15 protein-coding genes are annotated in these 14,533 nt (G+C 39.1%); 11 read left to right on the top strand and 4 right to left on the bottom strand.

Features of this window, described 5'->3' with window-relative positions; all coding sequences use genetic code 11:
• The first annotated feature begins 31 nt into the window (after positions 1 to 31).
• From atpE to WBF63_RS07375, 11 genes are all read left to right on the top strand, one after another.
• Positions 32 to 232 (top strand): ATP synthase F0 subunit C, encoded by a 201-nt coding sequence (atpE, locus tag WBF63_RS07425; RefSeq protein ID WP_424369080.1) that lies wholly within the window; start codon positions 32 to 34, stop codon positions 230 to 232.
• 107 nt (positions 233 to 339) lie between these two features.
• Positions 340 to 840: a F0F1 ATP synthase subunit B gene (locus tag WBF63_RS07420; protein ID WP_424369079.1), complete on the top strand. Its 501-nt coding sequence runs from the start codon at positions 340 to 342 to the stop codon at positions 838 to 840.
• 1 nt (position 841) lies between these two features.
• Positions 842 to 1,402, top strand: a complete 561-nt coding sequence (gene atpH, locus WBF63_RS07415; RefSeq protein ID WP_424369078.1) for an ATP synthase F1 subunit delta — start codon at positions 842 to 844, stop codon at positions 1,400 to 1,402.
• A 68-nt stretch (positions 1,403 to 1,470) separates the two neighbouring features.
• On the top strand, positions 1,471 to 3,048 hold the full coding sequence (gene atpA, locus WBF63_RS07410; RefSeq protein ID WP_424369077.1) for a F0F1 ATP synthase subunit alpha: 1,578 nt from the start codon (positions 1,471 to 1,473) through the stop codon (positions 3,046 to 3,048).
• An 88-nt stretch (positions 3,049 to 3,136) separates the two neighbouring features.
• Complete coding sequence (gene atpG, locus WBF63_RS07405) at positions 3,137 to 4,009, top strand: ATP synthase F1 subunit gamma (protein WP_424369076.1); 873 nt, start codon at positions 3,137 to 3,139, stop codon at positions 4,007 to 4,009.
• A gap of 109 nt (positions 4,010 to 4,118) precedes the next feature.
• The gene (locus tag WBF63_RS07400; RefSeq protein WP_424369075.1) at positions 4,119 to 5,093 is read left to right on the top strand and encodes a TerC family protein; all 975 of its coding nucleotides are present in this window, start codon (positions 4,119 to 4,121) and stop codon (positions 5,091 to 5,093) included.
• A 172-nt stretch (positions 5,094 to 5,265) separates the two neighbouring features.
• On the top strand, positions 5,266 to 8,274 hold the full coding sequence (locus WBF63_RS07395) for a choice-of-anchor L domain-containing protein (protein ID WP_424369074.1): 3,009 nt from the start codon (positions 5,266 to 5,268) through the stop codon (positions 8,272 to 8,274).
• Positions 8,275 to 8,350: 76 nt separating this feature from the next.
• Complete coding sequence (locus WBF63_RS07390) at positions 8,351 to 9,304, top strand: PorP/SprF family type IX secretion system membrane protein (RefSeq protein ID WP_424369073.1); 954 nt, start codon at positions 8,351 to 8,353, stop codon at positions 9,302 to 9,304.
• 103 nt (positions 9,305 to 9,407) lie between these two features.
• Complete coding sequence (recF, locus tag WBF63_RS07385) at positions 9,408 to 10,487, top strand: DNA replication/repair protein RecF (RefSeq protein ID WP_424369072.1); 1,080 nt, start codon at positions 9,408 to 9,410, stop codon at positions 10,485 to 10,487.
• Positions 10,484 to 10,777, top strand: a complete 294-nt coding sequence (locus tag WBF63_RS07380) for a DciA family protein (protein ID WP_424369071.1) — start codon at positions 10,484 to 10,486, stop codon at positions 10,775 to 10,777. Before recF ends, WBF63_RS07380 begins: the two co-directional genes overlap by 4 nt.
• Positions 10,777 to 11,745, top strand: coding sequence for a YheT family hydrolase (locus WBF63_RS07375; RefSeq protein WP_424369070.1), 969 nt, complete (start codon positions 10,777 to 10,779; stop codon positions 11,743 to 11,745). Before WBF63_RS07380 ends, WBF63_RS07375 begins: the two co-directional genes overlap by 1 nt.
• 44 nt (positions 11,746 to 11,789) lie before the next feature.
• Here the strand turns inward: WBF63_RS07375 and WBF63_RS07370 are convergent, their stop codons facing one another.
• The 4 genes from WBF63_RS07370 to rpe all read right to left on the bottom strand — a co-directional run bounded on the left by WBF63_RS07370 (position 11,790) and on the right by rpe (position 14,494).
• Positions 11,790 to 12,431, bottom strand: a complete 642-nt coding sequence (locus tag WBF63_RS07370; protein ID WP_424369069.1) for a hypothetical protein — start codon at positions 12,429 to 12,431, stop codon at positions 11,790 to 11,792.
• A 23-nt stretch (positions 12,432 to 12,454) separates the two neighbouring features.
• The gene (locus WBF63_RS07365) at positions 12,455 to 13,120 is read right to left on the bottom strand and encodes a hypothetical protein (protein WP_424369068.1); all 666 of its coding nucleotides are present in this window, start codon (positions 13,118 to 13,120) and stop codon (positions 12,455 to 12,457) included.
• Positions 13,121 to 13,141: 21 nt separating this feature from the next.
• Positions 13,142 to 13,744: a hypothetical protein gene (locus tag WBF63_RS07360; RefSeq protein WP_424369067.1), complete on the bottom strand. Its 603-nt coding sequence runs from the start codon at positions 13,742 to 13,744 to the stop codon at positions 13,142 to 13,144.
• Positions 13,745 to 13,846: 102 nt separating this feature from the next.
• Entirely contained in the window at positions 13,847 to 14,494 is a 648-nt protein-coding gene (gene rpe, locus WBF63_RS07355; RefSeq protein WP_424369066.1) for a ribulose-phosphate 3-epimerase, read from the bottom strand.
• Positions 14,495 to 14,533: the final 39 nt, after the last annotated feature.

Genomic DNA, 14,533 nt, shown 5'->3' with positions numbered 1-14,533 from the left:
AGAAATTGTTTAATTATTTAAATATATATTTATGGAAATTCCAAGAATTGTAGGAGCAGGTTTAGCGGTAATCGGAGCCGGAATCGGAATCGGATTGATCGGTAAAGGTGCAATGGAAGGTATTGCACGTCAGCCTGAAGCTTACGGGAAAATTCAAACAGCGATGTTGATTGCAGCAGCGTTGATTGAAGGTATCGGATTTGCTGCATTGTTTGCGGTAGCTGAAAACTAAAATTAAAACTCACTGAACAACGGTTGGTTGCAGTGAGTTTTTTAAAATTAAACAAATGTCATCCTGAGCTTGTCGAAGGGTATTTAGTAAAAGATAAATTAAATATAATGGAGAAATTATTTGGCGATTTTTCATTTGGATTGTTTTTCTGGCAGATACTTTTGTTTTTGCTGTTTTTAGGTCTTCTTAGAAAGTTTGCTTGGAAACCGATTTTAGGAGCAGTAAACGAAAGAGAGAAATCAATCGAAGATGCTTTGAATGAAGCAAAAAAAGCACGTGAAGAAATGGCGCTTTTGAAATCTGAAAACGATAAGATTTTAAAGGAAGCTAAAATAGAACGAGATGCCATACTGAAGGAGGCGAGAGAAGCTAAAGACAGCATCATTGCCCAGGCAAAAGAAACAGCTCAGTCTGCAGCAGACCGTTTGGTGGAGAATGCAAAAATTGCGATCAACAACGAAAAAGCAGCTGCTATGACCGATTTGAAAAATCAGGTTGCGCAGTTGTCAATTGACGTTGCTGAAAAGGTTCTGAAAAAAGAATTGAGCGATAAATCTGCTCAGGAAGCTTTGGCAAAAGAAATCATTAACGAAGCAAAACTGAACTAAAATGACAGGATTCCGCGCAGCAAAACGATATGCAAAAGGTTTGATGCAGTTCGCTTCTGAAACCGGAAAAGGTACTGAAATCAACCAGGAAATGATTGATTTGAAAAATTCAATTCAAAACAGTCGTGAACTGGCGCAGTTTTTAAGCTCTCCAGTTCTGGATTCCAGAAAAAAGAATGACATTGCCAGAGAATTGTTCAAAGACTTTTCCCCGGCGACTCAAAATTTTATCAATTTGGTAATTCGCCAAAGAAGAGAAGGATTGCTGAAGCAAATTGCAGATCAGTTTAATCAATTGTATGACCAATCAAACAATGTTCGTACAGCTGAAGTGATCTCCGCTTCTGAACTGAACGACGAACTGGTTCAGGAAATCCTGGCCAAAGCAAAATCCAAAATGGGAGAAGAATTTACTTATAAAATTGAAAGTAAAGTCAATCCGGATTTGATTGGAGGATTTATTTTACGTGTGGGCGACAAACAAATCGATTCTACCGTGAGAGCTAGTCTGAACAAACTGAAAAAAGAATTTGAAATAAACGATTACGTAGCCAAAATTTAATTGGCAGAATAAAAATAAAAGTTGCAAGTACATCAAACTTGAAACCTTAAACTTTAAACAAAGTAAAAATGGCAGAAATAAAACCGGCTGAAGTTTCAGCGATCTTAAAACAACAACTTTCCAATTTCGACGCAAATGTTGAAATGTCGGAAGTAGGAACAGTTCTTAGTGTTGGAGACGGTATTGCCCGTGTTTACGGATTGGACAATGCTCAAATGGGTGAGTTGGTAGAATTTGCCAACGGTTTGGAAGGAATGGTTCTGAACTTGGAGGAAGACAATGTAGGTGTCGTATTGTTAGGCCAGTCAAAAGAAATCAAAGAAGGAAATACAGTGAAACGTACCAATCGTATTACTTCTATCCGCGTGGGTGAAGGAATGTTGGGTCGTGTTGTAGACATGCTGGGTAACCCGATTGACGGAAAAGGCCCAATTGCAGGTGATTTGTACGAGATGCCTATCGAGCGTAAAGCGCCTGGCGTTATTTACCGTCAGCCTGTAAGTGAGCCATTGCAAACAGGTATCGTCGCGATTGACTCGATGATTCCAATCGGACGTGGACAGCGTGAGTTGATCATTGGTGACCGTCAGACCGGAAAAACTTCGGTTGCACTTGACGCGATCCTGAACCAAAAAGAATTTTATGACAGAGGTGAACCTGTTTATTGTATCTATGTGGCAATTGGACAAAAAGGTTCTACCGTTGCTCAGATTTTAAATACATTACAAGCTCACGGAGCAGATAAATATACAGTTGTAGTTGCGGCGAACGCTTCTGACCCGGCACCGATGCAGGTATACGCGCCAATGGCGGGTGCTGCAATCGGAGAGTATTTCCGTGATACAGGTCGTCCTGCACTAGTTGTTTATGATGATTTGTCTAAACAAGCGGTTGCTTACCGTGAGGTTTCTTTATTGCTTCGTCGTCCACCGGGACGTGAGGCTTATCCGGGTGACGTATTTTACCTTCACTCCCGTTTGTTGGAGCGTGCTGCAAAAGTAATCGGTGACGATAAAGTAGCGGCTGAAATGAACGACTTACCGGAATCTTTGAAAGGAATCGTAAAAGGAGGTGGTTCTTTGACTGCTTTACCAATCATCGAAACGCAGGCAGGTGACGTTTCTGCTTATATTCCAACCAACGTAATTTCGATTACTGACGGACAAATCTTCCTGGAGTCTGATTTGTTTAACTCGGGAATCCGCCCGGCGATCAACGTAGGTATTTCTGTATCACGTGTGGGTGGTAACGCTCAAACCAAACCGATGAAAAAAGTATCGGGAACTTTGAAACTTGACCAGGCGCAATACCGTGAATTGGAAGCGTTTGCGAAATTCGGCTCGGATCTGGATGCGGCTACTATGGCGGTAATTGGGAAAGGAGAAAGAAACGTGGAAATCCTTAAGCAAAATGTAAACTCACCGATTCCGGTTGAGGAGCAGGTGGCAATCATCCTTGCAGGAACCAACGGTATGTTGAGAAATGTTCCGGTTGAAAAAGTAAAAGAATGGCAGGATAGTTTCCTTTCACTTCTGAGAAGCCAGCACAGCGGATTGCTGACTGAACTTCGCGAAGGAAAATTTTCTGACGAAATCGTAGATAAGCTGAAAGCAATTATCAACGATACGACAGTAGCTTATAATTAATCTTTAAAAATTTGCGGATCTGTCCTTTCAGGTCCGCAATTATATAAATGTCATTGTACGGATTTAGTTGTACATTATAATTTAAAGAATGGCAAACTTAAAAGAAATACGAAGCAGGATTACATCGGTAGGTTCAACGATGCAGATTACGAGTGCCATGAAAATGGTTTCGGCTGCCAAATTGAAACGTGCACAAGATGCTGTTACACAGCTTCGCCCTTATGCAAATAAATTGCGTGATATTCTTTCCAACATCAGTTCCACACTCGATGCAAGCGCAGGTGGAGAACTAACGGTTCAGCGAGAAGTCAAAAAGATTTTATTGGTGGTAGTTACCTCCAACAGAGGTCTGGCAGGTGCTTTTAATTCCAATATTGTAAAGAAATCGAATTCAATTATTTCGGAAGCAAAAGACAAAGGAATTGAAGTGGAATTATTGACCATCGGAAAGAAAGGATTTGATTTATTGAAAAAACAAGCCAAGGTTTATAAGAACAGTTCTTCCATTTGGGATAATTTAAGTTTTGACGAACTGTCGCTGATTTCAGAAGAAGTAACCCAGAAATTTGCTTCAGGTGAATTTGATCAGGTGAGAATCGTTTACAATCAGTTCAAAAATGCGGCAACGCAGATTGTGATGAACGAACAATATCTGCCGGTTCAGATTCAGGCAGAAGAAGGAGAGGCTGCTACATCTTCGGTAGATTATATTTTCGAACCTTCAAAGGAAAGAATTGTTACCGATTTAATTCCTCAAACTTTAAAAACCCAATTGTACAAAGCAATTCTTGACTCCAACGCTGCTGAGCATGGAGCGCGTATGACGGCCATGCACAAAGCAACCGATAATGCTGACGCGTTACGTAAAGAATTGGTGCTTCAATACAACAAAGAACGTCAGGCTGCCATTACCAACGAAATTTTGGAAATTGTAGGTGGTGCCGAAGCTTTGGGTGGATAAAATATAATTAAAATTAATATAAAGACGGATTTATTCCGTCTTTTTTTATGTTTGAAATTTAACAATTGTCATTCCAACGGAATTATTGATATTTGTAAAAATTTTGACAATGGTTTGGTGGATTTTTATTGCAGTAGTTTGTGTTTTGTTAGCCTTGGATTTGGGCGTATTTAACCGAAAAGCTCATGTGATTTCACAAAAAGAAGCCACCAAATGGACGAGTTTCTGGGTGGCCTTGGCCTTGTCTTTTTCAGCCGTCATTTATTGGCTGTACAGTCACGACGATCTTTACATTAAGAACCCCGACAATTATTCCGCCAACACCGCATTTTGGAAATATATCCAAGGTTATTTACTGGAACTTTCGCTTTCGGTGGACAATATTTTCGTGATTGCAGTAATTTTCCGCTCGTTCAGTATTCCGCAAAAATACCAACACAGAGTATTGTTTTGGGGAATCATCGGTGCAATAGTATTCCGTGCGATTATGATTTTCTTTGGAATCTGGTTGATAGAAAAAATCGACTGGATCACGTATATTTTTGGAGCATTTTTGATTTACACAGCTTACAATATGGCTTTTGCAGGTGAGGAAGCTCAATTTAACCCAAAAGAAAGTCGTGTATTTAAATTGACCCGGAAATTTATGCCGATTACCAAAAGCATTCACGGACAAAAATTATTCGTCAAGAAAATGGGAATCTGGGCGGCAACCCCATTGTTTTTGGCATTGATTATCATTGAATTTACCGATATTCTTTTTGCACTCGACAGTATTCCTGCGATTTTGGCTATTACAGAAGATCCCTTTATTGTATTTTCTTCTAATATTATGGCGATTCTGGGGCTGAGATCGATGTATTTCTTTCTGGCCAATATTATAGATAAATTCTCCTATCTGAAGTTCAGTCTTGCGGTCATTTTGGTGTATGTAGGTATCAAGATGATATTGCATCATTATCTAAAAGCCAATAGTTTAGAGATTCCCGAATTACTTTCACTTGGCATAATTATAGTTTCACTTGGAGGTGGAATTCTTTATTCATTGTATAAGAATAAACAGGAAGAAATTGTTAAAAAGTAACTTTCCTGAAAAAGATATTGTGAAAATGCCAAATTTTCGTTAAAATTGACTTAAATTTAAAATTCTAAATTAACACAAGTATTCAAAATAATTTATTTTACTTATGAGAAAAACTTTACTCGTAATTTTTTTCCTTCAATTTTTAGTTTTTAGCTCTGCTCAAAGTATCCTTGTGAACAATGCTGCAGATTCTGAAAGCAATTTTGGAGCGGAACAATTACTTACAGATGTGCTACTGGACGGAGGGCTGTGCTCCTCAACTTCTAATTTCCAATTAATGGATAATCCGGCGGCTCCTTTTCCAAGTGCAGATCGCAGTTGGGGGTATTTCAAAAAAGGTAATTCAGACTTTCCTTTTGAAAGAGGAATCGTTTTAACATCGGGCTTTGCCAGAAATGCTCAGGGCCCGGATACTGGAACTGTTTCTGATGGGGATTATTCCTGGGGAGGTGATTCAGACGCAACTGAATTGGCCGGGATTACAACCAATAACGTAACTATATTTGAATTTGATTTCATTCCGCAGGGAAATGAAATATCTTTCAATTATATTTTTGCTTCTGAGGAATACCCCGACTGGGCTTGTTCTCAGTACAATGATATTTTTGCTTTTATCATCAGTGGGCCCGGCATCGTAAACGATCCAGGTTTGTCTGGTAAAAACATCGCATTATTGCCAAACGGCGACCCTGTTACCATAAACAATGTAAATAATCAGTCTTGTGGTGATGATACTTATTATGTACACGGACCTTTTACATCCAATCAATATGGAGGTAGAACAGTTCCGTTAACTGCATATTCAGAAGTTACACCGGGAGCGACCTATCATATACGTTTATTGGTTGCAGATGCGAGTGACACAAGTTATGACTCCGCCGTATTTCTGGAGGCAGGCTCTTTCAGTCTGGGCTCAACCATTGTGGATGAAACCGGCGTAGACATCGGTGATAACTTGATGGTTTGCGGACAAGATGAGTACACACTACATGTAAACGTTGATGACCCATCTGTGGAATTGCAGTGGTACAAAGACGGAGTTATCATTCCCGGAGCAACTACAAATATTTTGGTCATTACCGAAAGCGGAGTTTATAAAATAGAAGTGACCAGCGGAGATTGCGCTGCATCTGATGAAGTGGATGTACTTTTTGGCGATTTGGATACAAACGGAACTCAGTTTTTACTTGAGGAAGTGGATTTCAACGGAGACGGACTTGAGATTTTTGATTTAACAGAATTTGAAGATGACGTAGTGGATGATCCCGCTTCTCATACATTTGAATATTATACTTCGCAGTCTGATGCTGATAATCAGGTAAACCCTATTGCAACTCCGACCGCTTATCAGGCGGCTCATGGAACCATTGTTTATGCAAGAGTTACAAATGACGAGGGTTGTTTTAAAATAGTAACCATTCATCTTGAATTGCTGGATGACTGTATTAATCCTGAAGCTGCATGTCCGGGAGATGATTTCGGTTTGAATATTCCTTTCCAGAACGACGGTGAGATTCCGACTACAGCACCTCCGGGCCCGGATTATGGATGTCTGTTCAATCAACCTTACCCAAGATTCTTTTATTTTCAGGTAGATCAACCAGGAACATTGAATTTTTATATGAACCAATATACCGAACCCGATATGGGCGGAACCGGAATCGATGTGGATTTTATTATTTGGGGACCATTTGAAGAAGTGCCTTGTGATTATGAAGACTTAACAACACCACTCATTGTAGATTGTAGTTATTCTGCAGATTATGAAGAGTATGCTTCTATTCCGAATGCTCAATCAGGTGAAATTTACATTATGCTGATTACCAATTATGCAGGTAGCTATGGACAGTTTGGGTATGTAAACCTGATTTTTGATGAAGAAACTTCTACCGGAACTTTTGACTGTTCTATTGTAACAGGAGATGAGAGTTATGCAGCTTGTGATGATGATCAGGATGGTCAGGTTCAGTTTGACCTTGCAGGAATTGCAAATGATATTTCAAATGGAAACGCTGCTCAGGTTACCTTCTATGAAACAGAAGAAGACGCAACCAATGACACTGGATTGAATATAATCCCGACTGCTCCGTATACGGTTACAAACGCGACTTCACCTGATACCATTTATGGACAGATTAAAAACACAATCGGAGAAGTTGAGGAAGTAATTACGATTACGCTTACAATTTTTGACGGAGTAACTGGTGCACAGGATGCTGAATTCTTTATTTGTGATTTAGGAGATGATAACGTTGAAATCATTGATTTGACAGCGATTGATGTAATTGCAAATCCCGAAAATTATACTATCCGATATTATGAGGATGAACAAGATGCTGTCGATGGAAATGCGGCATTCATTCCAAATCCTGTATCGTACGAAACCGCAACAACGACTGTATATGTTCGTATTGAAAATGAAAACGGATGTTTTGATGTAGTCGAAATCAACATTGAAGTAGGTGACCTGGCCGTGGATTTAGGAGAAGGATTCTCTATGTGTGAAGGAGAATTTGAGATTACCGCAAGTGGAGATTTCTCTGGATTTACAAACGTTACTTATACATGGACGAGAAACAATACCATAATCGAAGGAGAAACAAGTCAGACACTGATCGTGACTCAACCCGGAACTTATGGCGTGACGGTAACCACAGATGAAGGCTGCTCAGGATCCGACACTGTTACAGTGACACAAGGAGAAAGTCCTGTGATTACAGCAGTGAACGTTGGGCCGGACTATGTGATTGTTGAAGCAACAGGAGGTGTAACACCATACCAGTATTCACTTACCGGATATGTTTGGCAGGACAGCAATCAGTTCAACTATCTGCAGCCTGGAATTCATACCGTATATGTTCGTTCAGCGGAGGGATGTATTACTTCTCAGGAATTTGCAGTGTTCTTTATCCCGACGATGTTTACACCAAATGGGGATGGCATAAATGATACATGGAACATTCCGGGACTTGAAATTTATCCGGGATCAAACGTCACAATTTATGACCGTACCGGCAGAATGGTTTATCAGTCAGAACTGAGCTCTCATGTAATTTGGAACGGATTCTTTATGAACGGCCAGAAAGCACCGACACAGGATTACTGGTATGTAATTAATGTTTCAGACGGTAGACAGTTCACTGGTCATATCACTGTAAAAAGTAGAGGCGAGAAACAATAAAAAGACTTCCGGAGGGAATTCCCTCCGGGATTTTTCAGATAAGAAATCTTTAGCAGAATAATACAAAACTCCTAAAATGAAAAAACAAAATATAATCTTAACAATTGCAATGAGTTTTATATCCATTTGCACCTTTGCACAATCAAGTTTACCGTTTGATGAGCAATATTTCATTATGGATAAATTTCTCGTTAACCCTTCTTTTACAGGAGCTACTGACGACATTGTCTTCAAAGCTTCACACAGAAGACAATGGGACAATATGCCCAACGGACCCGTTACTACCATTGCGAGTGCACATGCCAACATAGTGGACCGCGTAGGTTTAGGGGTTTATTTTATGAATGACCATAACGGTAACACAAAAACCAACAGTTTTAACTTATCGGCGGCATATCATATTCCAATTGGCGATGGGAACAAACAAAACCCTAAACAGAAAAATCAGTTCTCATTTGGTACTTCACTGAGTTTTGCCGGAATGCACTTTAACGGAATCACAGAAAATCCAAATGACCCTGTTTACAATGACATGGAAACCAGAGTATATGTTCCTTACATTAACTTTGGGGCTTCTGCAACTTATCAGGGATGGATGCTGGGGCTTTCCGTTCTGGATATTCCATTGAGCTATAATGATCCGATTGTTAACCAATATGAGCCAAGCCCGATTTTCTATTATGGAATGCTTGGGAAAGTCATCAGTGTTTCCTCCCAGTTTGAACTGGAACCGATGGTGGCCTATCGTTCAAATTTTGATGAAGACAGCCGTTTAGATGCCAACTTGCGTGCAAAAGCTAAATTTGAAGACAATGCAGTTTGGCTGGGCGCAAACTATCGTATGGATTTCTTCAACGGAGAAAGTCAGTCACTGAGCGTTTCCCCTATGATTGGAGCCGAAATCGGCCGACTGAATCTGGGTTTTGCTTACAACATTGGACTTAGCGATATGACCTTTGATGGAAGTAATGGCTTTACCGCTGTTTTGGGTTATGACATAGAGAATTTCTTTAAACCGGCAGCCGAATAATCCCATAATCACAAGACATTTATACTAAAAGGGACAGCTTAGCTGTCCTTTTTTTATGAAATTCCTCCTGACCGAATCCGCTAAAAAATTGTAATTTTGACAGATGTTTCTCAAATCCATCATACTTCGGAATTTTAAAAATTTTACAGAATCTGAATTTGAATTTACTCCTAAAATCAATGCTTTTGTGGGAAGAAACGGTGTGGGAAAAACCAATGTGCTTGACGCTGTTCACTATCTGGCGCTTACAAAAAGTTATCTAAATTATTCAGAAGCACAAAATATACATTTCGGAGAAGATTTTTTTTCATTGGAAGGAGTTTTTGCCAAAAATGAAACCGAAGAAGTAATATTTTGCGGAGTTCAGAAAGATAAAGCCAAGGTTTTTAAAAGGAATGCCAAAACCTACGAACGCATTTCTGACCATATCGGACTTTTTCCGGTAGTGATGATTTCACCCTATGATCTGGATTTGATTAAAGAAGGAAGTGAAGTCCGAAGAAAATTTATAGACAATATAATTTCACAGTCCAACAAAGATTATCTGCAAAACCTCATGCGGTACAACCGTGTGCTTGTTCAGCGAAATTCACTTTTGAAATATTTCTTTCAGAACAATACATTTGACAAAGTTTCACTGGAAATTTATGATGATGAATTAGTGAGTTTGGGAACATATATTTACGAAGAACGCAATAAGTTTATAAAAGAATTCGTACCGATTTTCAGAGAATATTATCAGGTTTTATCGCAGGGAAATGAAACGGTAAATATTACTTACGAATCACAATTAACTTATACAGATTTCAACCAACTCCTAAGCGAAAATTTAGCAAAGGACAGAAGCGCTCAGTATTCCACTCAGGGAATTCATAAAGATGATTTAAATTTAAGTATTATGAATTATCCAGTGAAAAAGTTTGGTTCCCAGGGACAACAGAAATCTTATCTGATTGCTTTGAAACTGGCCCAGTTGGATTTGATCAGCAAAAATCTGGATATAATGCCGTTACTTTTGCTAGATGATATTTTTGATAAACTCGATGAAACACGAGTGGAACAGCTGGTACAGTTGGTAAATGAAGAACGTTTCGGTCAAATTTTTATATCAGACACCCATCCGGAACGTACAGAGAATATTGTGAAAAGGATTAATGCTGAAAGTAAAATTTTTCGTCTATGAAAAGAAAGGATAATAAGCAAACACTTGGCGAAGCCATAAAATCACTTATTTCTGATTTGGGCATGGAAGAAAAATTGCTTTCTGTTCAAGCTGAAGAGCTTTTTGCCGATATGATGAAAGGTGTTATCATGAAATATGTACTGGAAGTTTACGTTAACAAACGTGTGCTGTTTGTGAAAATGAATTCTCCCGAATTGAAAAATGAATTGCAGTATGGCAAATCCAAAATAATTGCCCATATAAACGAAGGAATTGGGAAAGCATATTTGTTGGATGTAAAATTTCTGTAATGCCTTACATAGAAAATTCAAAATATCAGCCCCCTTCATTTATTTATAAAAATCCGCATATATCCACCATATACATTGGAAGATTTAAGAAAACCACTGCTCCGGATTATCAGCGTGAACGTATAGAATTGGAAGACGGAGATTTTATTGATATTGATTTTTTGATCAAGAGCACGGAAAAAGCTGTAGTGCTTTGCCATGGTTTGGAAGGAGCTTCCACACGTACTTACAATAATACAAGCGCTAGATTCTTTTTGAATGCTGGATATTCGGTTTTTGCCTGGAACAATCGTAGTTGCAGCGGGGAAATGAATCGACTCCCACAGCTTTATCACCACGGGGTAGTGGAAGACTTCCGTGATATGATGAATTATGTTTTGTCAAAAGGTTTTCCGGAAATCTTTTTACTCGGATTTTCAATGGGTGGCGCTCAGATTATGAACTATCTCGGGTCAATGGAAATAAATCCACGGGTAAAAGCAGCGGTAGCGGTTTCGACACCCATTCAACTGAAATCAAGTGCAGAAACTCTTAAAACTGGATTTAACAAGGTTTATCTTAAAAATTTCACACGGAAAATTTCAAGAAAACTTCGTACGAAATCTGAACAATATCCTGATGTGATTGATTGGAGCCGACTTAAATCTATCAAAACTTTTGATGAAATTGATGAGTTTTTTACGGCGCCTCTGCATGGCTTTGAAGGAAGAGAAGACTATTATAAACGTGCCTCACCAGCTTTTGTGATGGAAAACATCAAAACACCGATTTTGGTGATCAATGCCCTGGATGATCCTTTTCTAGGCGAAGAATGTTATCCGGTAGAGTTTGCGCGTAAACATGAATTTGTTTATCTGGAAACACCTCAACACGGTGGGCATTGCGCTTTTCCAACAAAAAACCCCGATTTTTTCTATTCAGAGATCAGGGCACATGAATTCTTTTCTCAATCAACAAAAAAGCCATAATTCAGTCTCCTGATTTATGGCAAAGTTTAGTGTATATAGATAGGTTACTCTATCGCTCCGTCTGGCTTCGAAGTAGAACCCGAAGTGTTCCCATTCATGTTTACAGATTTTACCGTATTTGTTTTGGTCAGGAAATTATTATAATAAACCGAAACATTTAAATAAATATCAACCAGGTGATCAAATTGCCGGTCGTTGTTCAGATCAAACTTTAAACGCCATGTCCCATTCTGTACAAACGCACGAGCCGAATACAAAGGGAAATGACTATCGCTCCCGGTCATCTCAATAGATGTATTACCGTCTTCTTTTAATACAAAAAATCCTCCTATCGTAATGTAAAATTTACTGGCATCAATTTTTGTATCATAATTGTGCAGTCCGTGTGCGCTTACATTGTCAAAATGATAGGGAATAAATGTAATGGCTGCAAAAGGCATGGAGCCGGGATCAAATTTATTCAATGTATTGGTGTCGGTATTATGGACCATCATGATTGAATTTCCTGAAGTTCCCATATAGGGTCCGGCATTTTCAAGAAATAACTCATTTCCGTCATGCAACTGGAAAACGCCGTTAACTTCAAGTGTTTCTGTTGGAGTCTGATTGGCAGGTAAACCAATTCCGACTTGTCCGAATATCAATAAGGAGAGTAAAGAAAAAATTGTAAATAAGGTTGTTTTCATTTTCATAAGTTTGGGGTTAATTGTCAGATTCCACTTGGAGCTGTAACAGCTGCTCCTGTATTTGAACCACCTAAATCATAATTTATTTGACCAAGATTACGGAAATAACGTTTAGGGAAAAGCACAATATCAAAATTATATTGATAAGAACCGGTTTGTGGATTTGCTTCTCTAGCTCCTATTTCCACGTGCCAGCTTCCGCCGTTTTCAAATGTTCTGATAACAAAGTTATCATAAACATATACGTTATTACTGACGCTTTTCCTATAAATCCCCTGTGCACCATTAAGCGGAATGGCTTCAAAATTTGAAATCGCAATTACATATTTTGAAGTGGAGATATTCAGATTCAAATCATTCAGATTATCGGCATTTATATTGGTAACATTATAGGGCTGAATAATAATGGGCATCATCTCCTGATTTCCCACAAATTCCATCACTCTTCCGTTAACAGCAGATCCGTTTGCCTGGCTGTTGGTATCAATTGCCACAATTCGAAATTTATCGGGACCCAATGCTGTTCCGTCATAAGCAGGTAAATTATTAATGTAAAATTTGTCTGCGACATATACATCAGATCCGTTTACCTCAAGCATATTTGTGGGATTTGTAACGCCAATTCCAACTTGTGCCTGAACGGTTAAGGATACCATAAATGGTAACCATATTAATAGGTAAGATTTCATAAGTATAGGATATTTAGGTTGTTAGTAACTGATAATTGCTGTTGCAGCTGTTGCAGTAGTGTTTCCGTTCATGTTGACTGTTTGCAATGGAAATATTTTAGCGTAGTTTTTAGGATAAACTGCGCAGGTTATATTCCATGCACCATTGGTGTCAGATGAAACTGCTGAATAGTCTGCTTCCAGATGCCAGGTTCCATCTATTGCTTTGGTTCGGGCTACAGGAGGAGCAGGGTTGCTGCCAGTTAAATCTTGATCAAACCAAGCAGAAAGAATAACCAATGCATAATCGGTTGAACTGATTTTGGTGTCAAAATCCAATACCCAGTCGCCATTTACATTAGATAACTGATAAGTCATAATGGAAGAAATGCCACCGGTGCCTGATGCAGATAAGTCCAGGTGCTCAATTGCGCCTGTGGATTGATTCTGTACCAGATAAACAAATGATTCTCTTTCCGCTGCCGTGATGGGCGGCAGATCTGAAGGTAATAATACATTGGCTGATTTCATGGATCCGTTAACATCTAATGCGGAACCGGGACGTGGCGAATCGGTGTTTATGCCGACTTGTGCAAACAGGAAAATACCTGAAAATAATGAAAATAGGAATAGTAGTCCTTTCATAGTAAGATTAGTTTAGTAGAGGTGCAAAGGTATAAATTATTAACAGAAATCCAAAACTATTTCTGAAAAAATGAAAATTTCAGCTGTCTGAGTGTCTAGGAATCAATAACCAGCCATTTCACTTATAACTCCGATTGGATCATGGGCGCTGAATACTGCATTGCCGGCTACCAGTACATCCGCGCCCAGCTGAATGAGCTGAGCAGCATTACCCGGACCCACACCACCATCGACCTCAATCAGGACATCAGCATTTTTCCGGTCTATAAGTTCCGCTGCCTGAACAATCTTTTCATAGGTATGCTGGATAAATTTCTGTCCGCCAAAACCCGGATTCACGCTCATAATCAGAAGAAGATCGATTTCCTTGATAATGTCCTCCAGTAAATGAACCGGTGTATGCGGATTCAAAGCAATACCTGCTTTCATTCCTTCATCTTTAATGTGCTGAATGGTTCTGTGAAGATGTATGGAAGCTTCATAATGAACTGTAAGAACATCAGCCCCGACCTCTCTGAATGTGGAGATATATCTTTCAGGTTGCACAATCATTAAATGTACATCTAGTACTTTGTCGGTCAATTCATCTATGGTTTTGATAACCGGCATTCCATAAGAAATATTCGGAACAAAAACACCATCCATCACATCCAGGTGAATCCATTCAGCCTCACTACGGTTCAGCATTTCAATGTCACGCTTTAGATTTCCAAAATCTGCGGCTAAAACGGAAGGAGCAATGATGGGCATAATTCTTTGTTTTTGACAAAGATAAAACTATACTGAAAT

The organism is Moheibacter sp., assembly GCF_049672845.1.
Lineage (GTDB): Bacteria > Bacteroidota > Bacteroidia > Flavobacteriales > Weeksellaceae > Moheibacter.
The sequence above is the reverse complement of the archived record's forward strand: the minus strand, read 5'-3'. Positions and strand labels throughout refer to the sequence as shown.

Coding starts and splice junctions, on each gene's coding strand:
- WBF63_RS07360 (WP_424369067.1), bottom strand. CDS start 13,744: ATGAAAGGACTACTATTCCTATTTTCATTATTTTCAGGTATTTTCCTG.
- atpE (WP_424369080.1), top strand. CDS start 32: ATGGAAATTCCAAGAATTGTAGGAGCAGGTTTAGCGGTAATCGGAGCC.
- WBF63_RS07375 (WP_424369070.1), top strand. CDS start 10,777: ATGCCTTACATAGAAAATTCAAAATATCAGCCCCCTTCATTTATTTAT.
- rpe (WP_424369066.1), bottom strand. CDS start 14,494: ATGCCCATCATTGCTCCTTCCGTTTTAGCCGCAGATTTTGGAAATCTA.
- WBF63_RS07370 (WP_424369069.1), bottom strand. CDS start 12,431: ATGAAAACAACCTTATTTACAATTTTTTCTTTACTCTCCTTATTGATA.
- WBF63_RS07380 (WP_424369071.1), top strand. CDS start 10,484: ATGAAAAGAAAGGATAATAAGCAAACACTTGGCGAAGCCATAAAATCA.
- atpA (WP_424369077.1), top strand. CDS start 1,471: ATGGCAGAAATAAAACCGGCTGAAGTTTCAGCGATCTTAAAACAACAA.
- atpH (WP_424369078.1), top strand. CDS start 842: ATGACAGGATTCCGCGCAGCAAAACGATATGCAAAAGGTTTGATGCAG.
- WBF63_RS07420 (WP_424369079.1), top strand. CDS start 340: ATGGAGAAATTATTTGGCGATTTTTCATTTGGATTGTTTTTCTGGCAG.
- WBF63_RS07365 (WP_424369068.1), bottom strand. CDS start 13,120: ATGAAATCTTACCTATTAATATGGTTACCATTTATGGTATCCTTAACC.
- WBF63_RS07390 (WP_424369073.1), top strand. CDS start 8,351: ATGAAAAAACAAAATATAATCTTAACAATTGCAATGAGTTTTATATCC.
- WBF63_RS07400 (WP_424369075.1), top strand. CDS start 4,119: ATGGTTTGGTGGATTTTTATTGCAGTAGTTTGTGTTTTGTTAGCCTTG.
- atpG (WP_424369076.1), top strand. CDS start 3,137: ATGGCAAACTTAAAAGAAATACGAAGCAGGATTACATCGGTAGGTTCA.
- recF (WP_424369072.1), top strand. CDS start 9,408: ATGTTTCTCAAATCCATCATACTTCGGAATTTTAAAAATTTTACAGAA.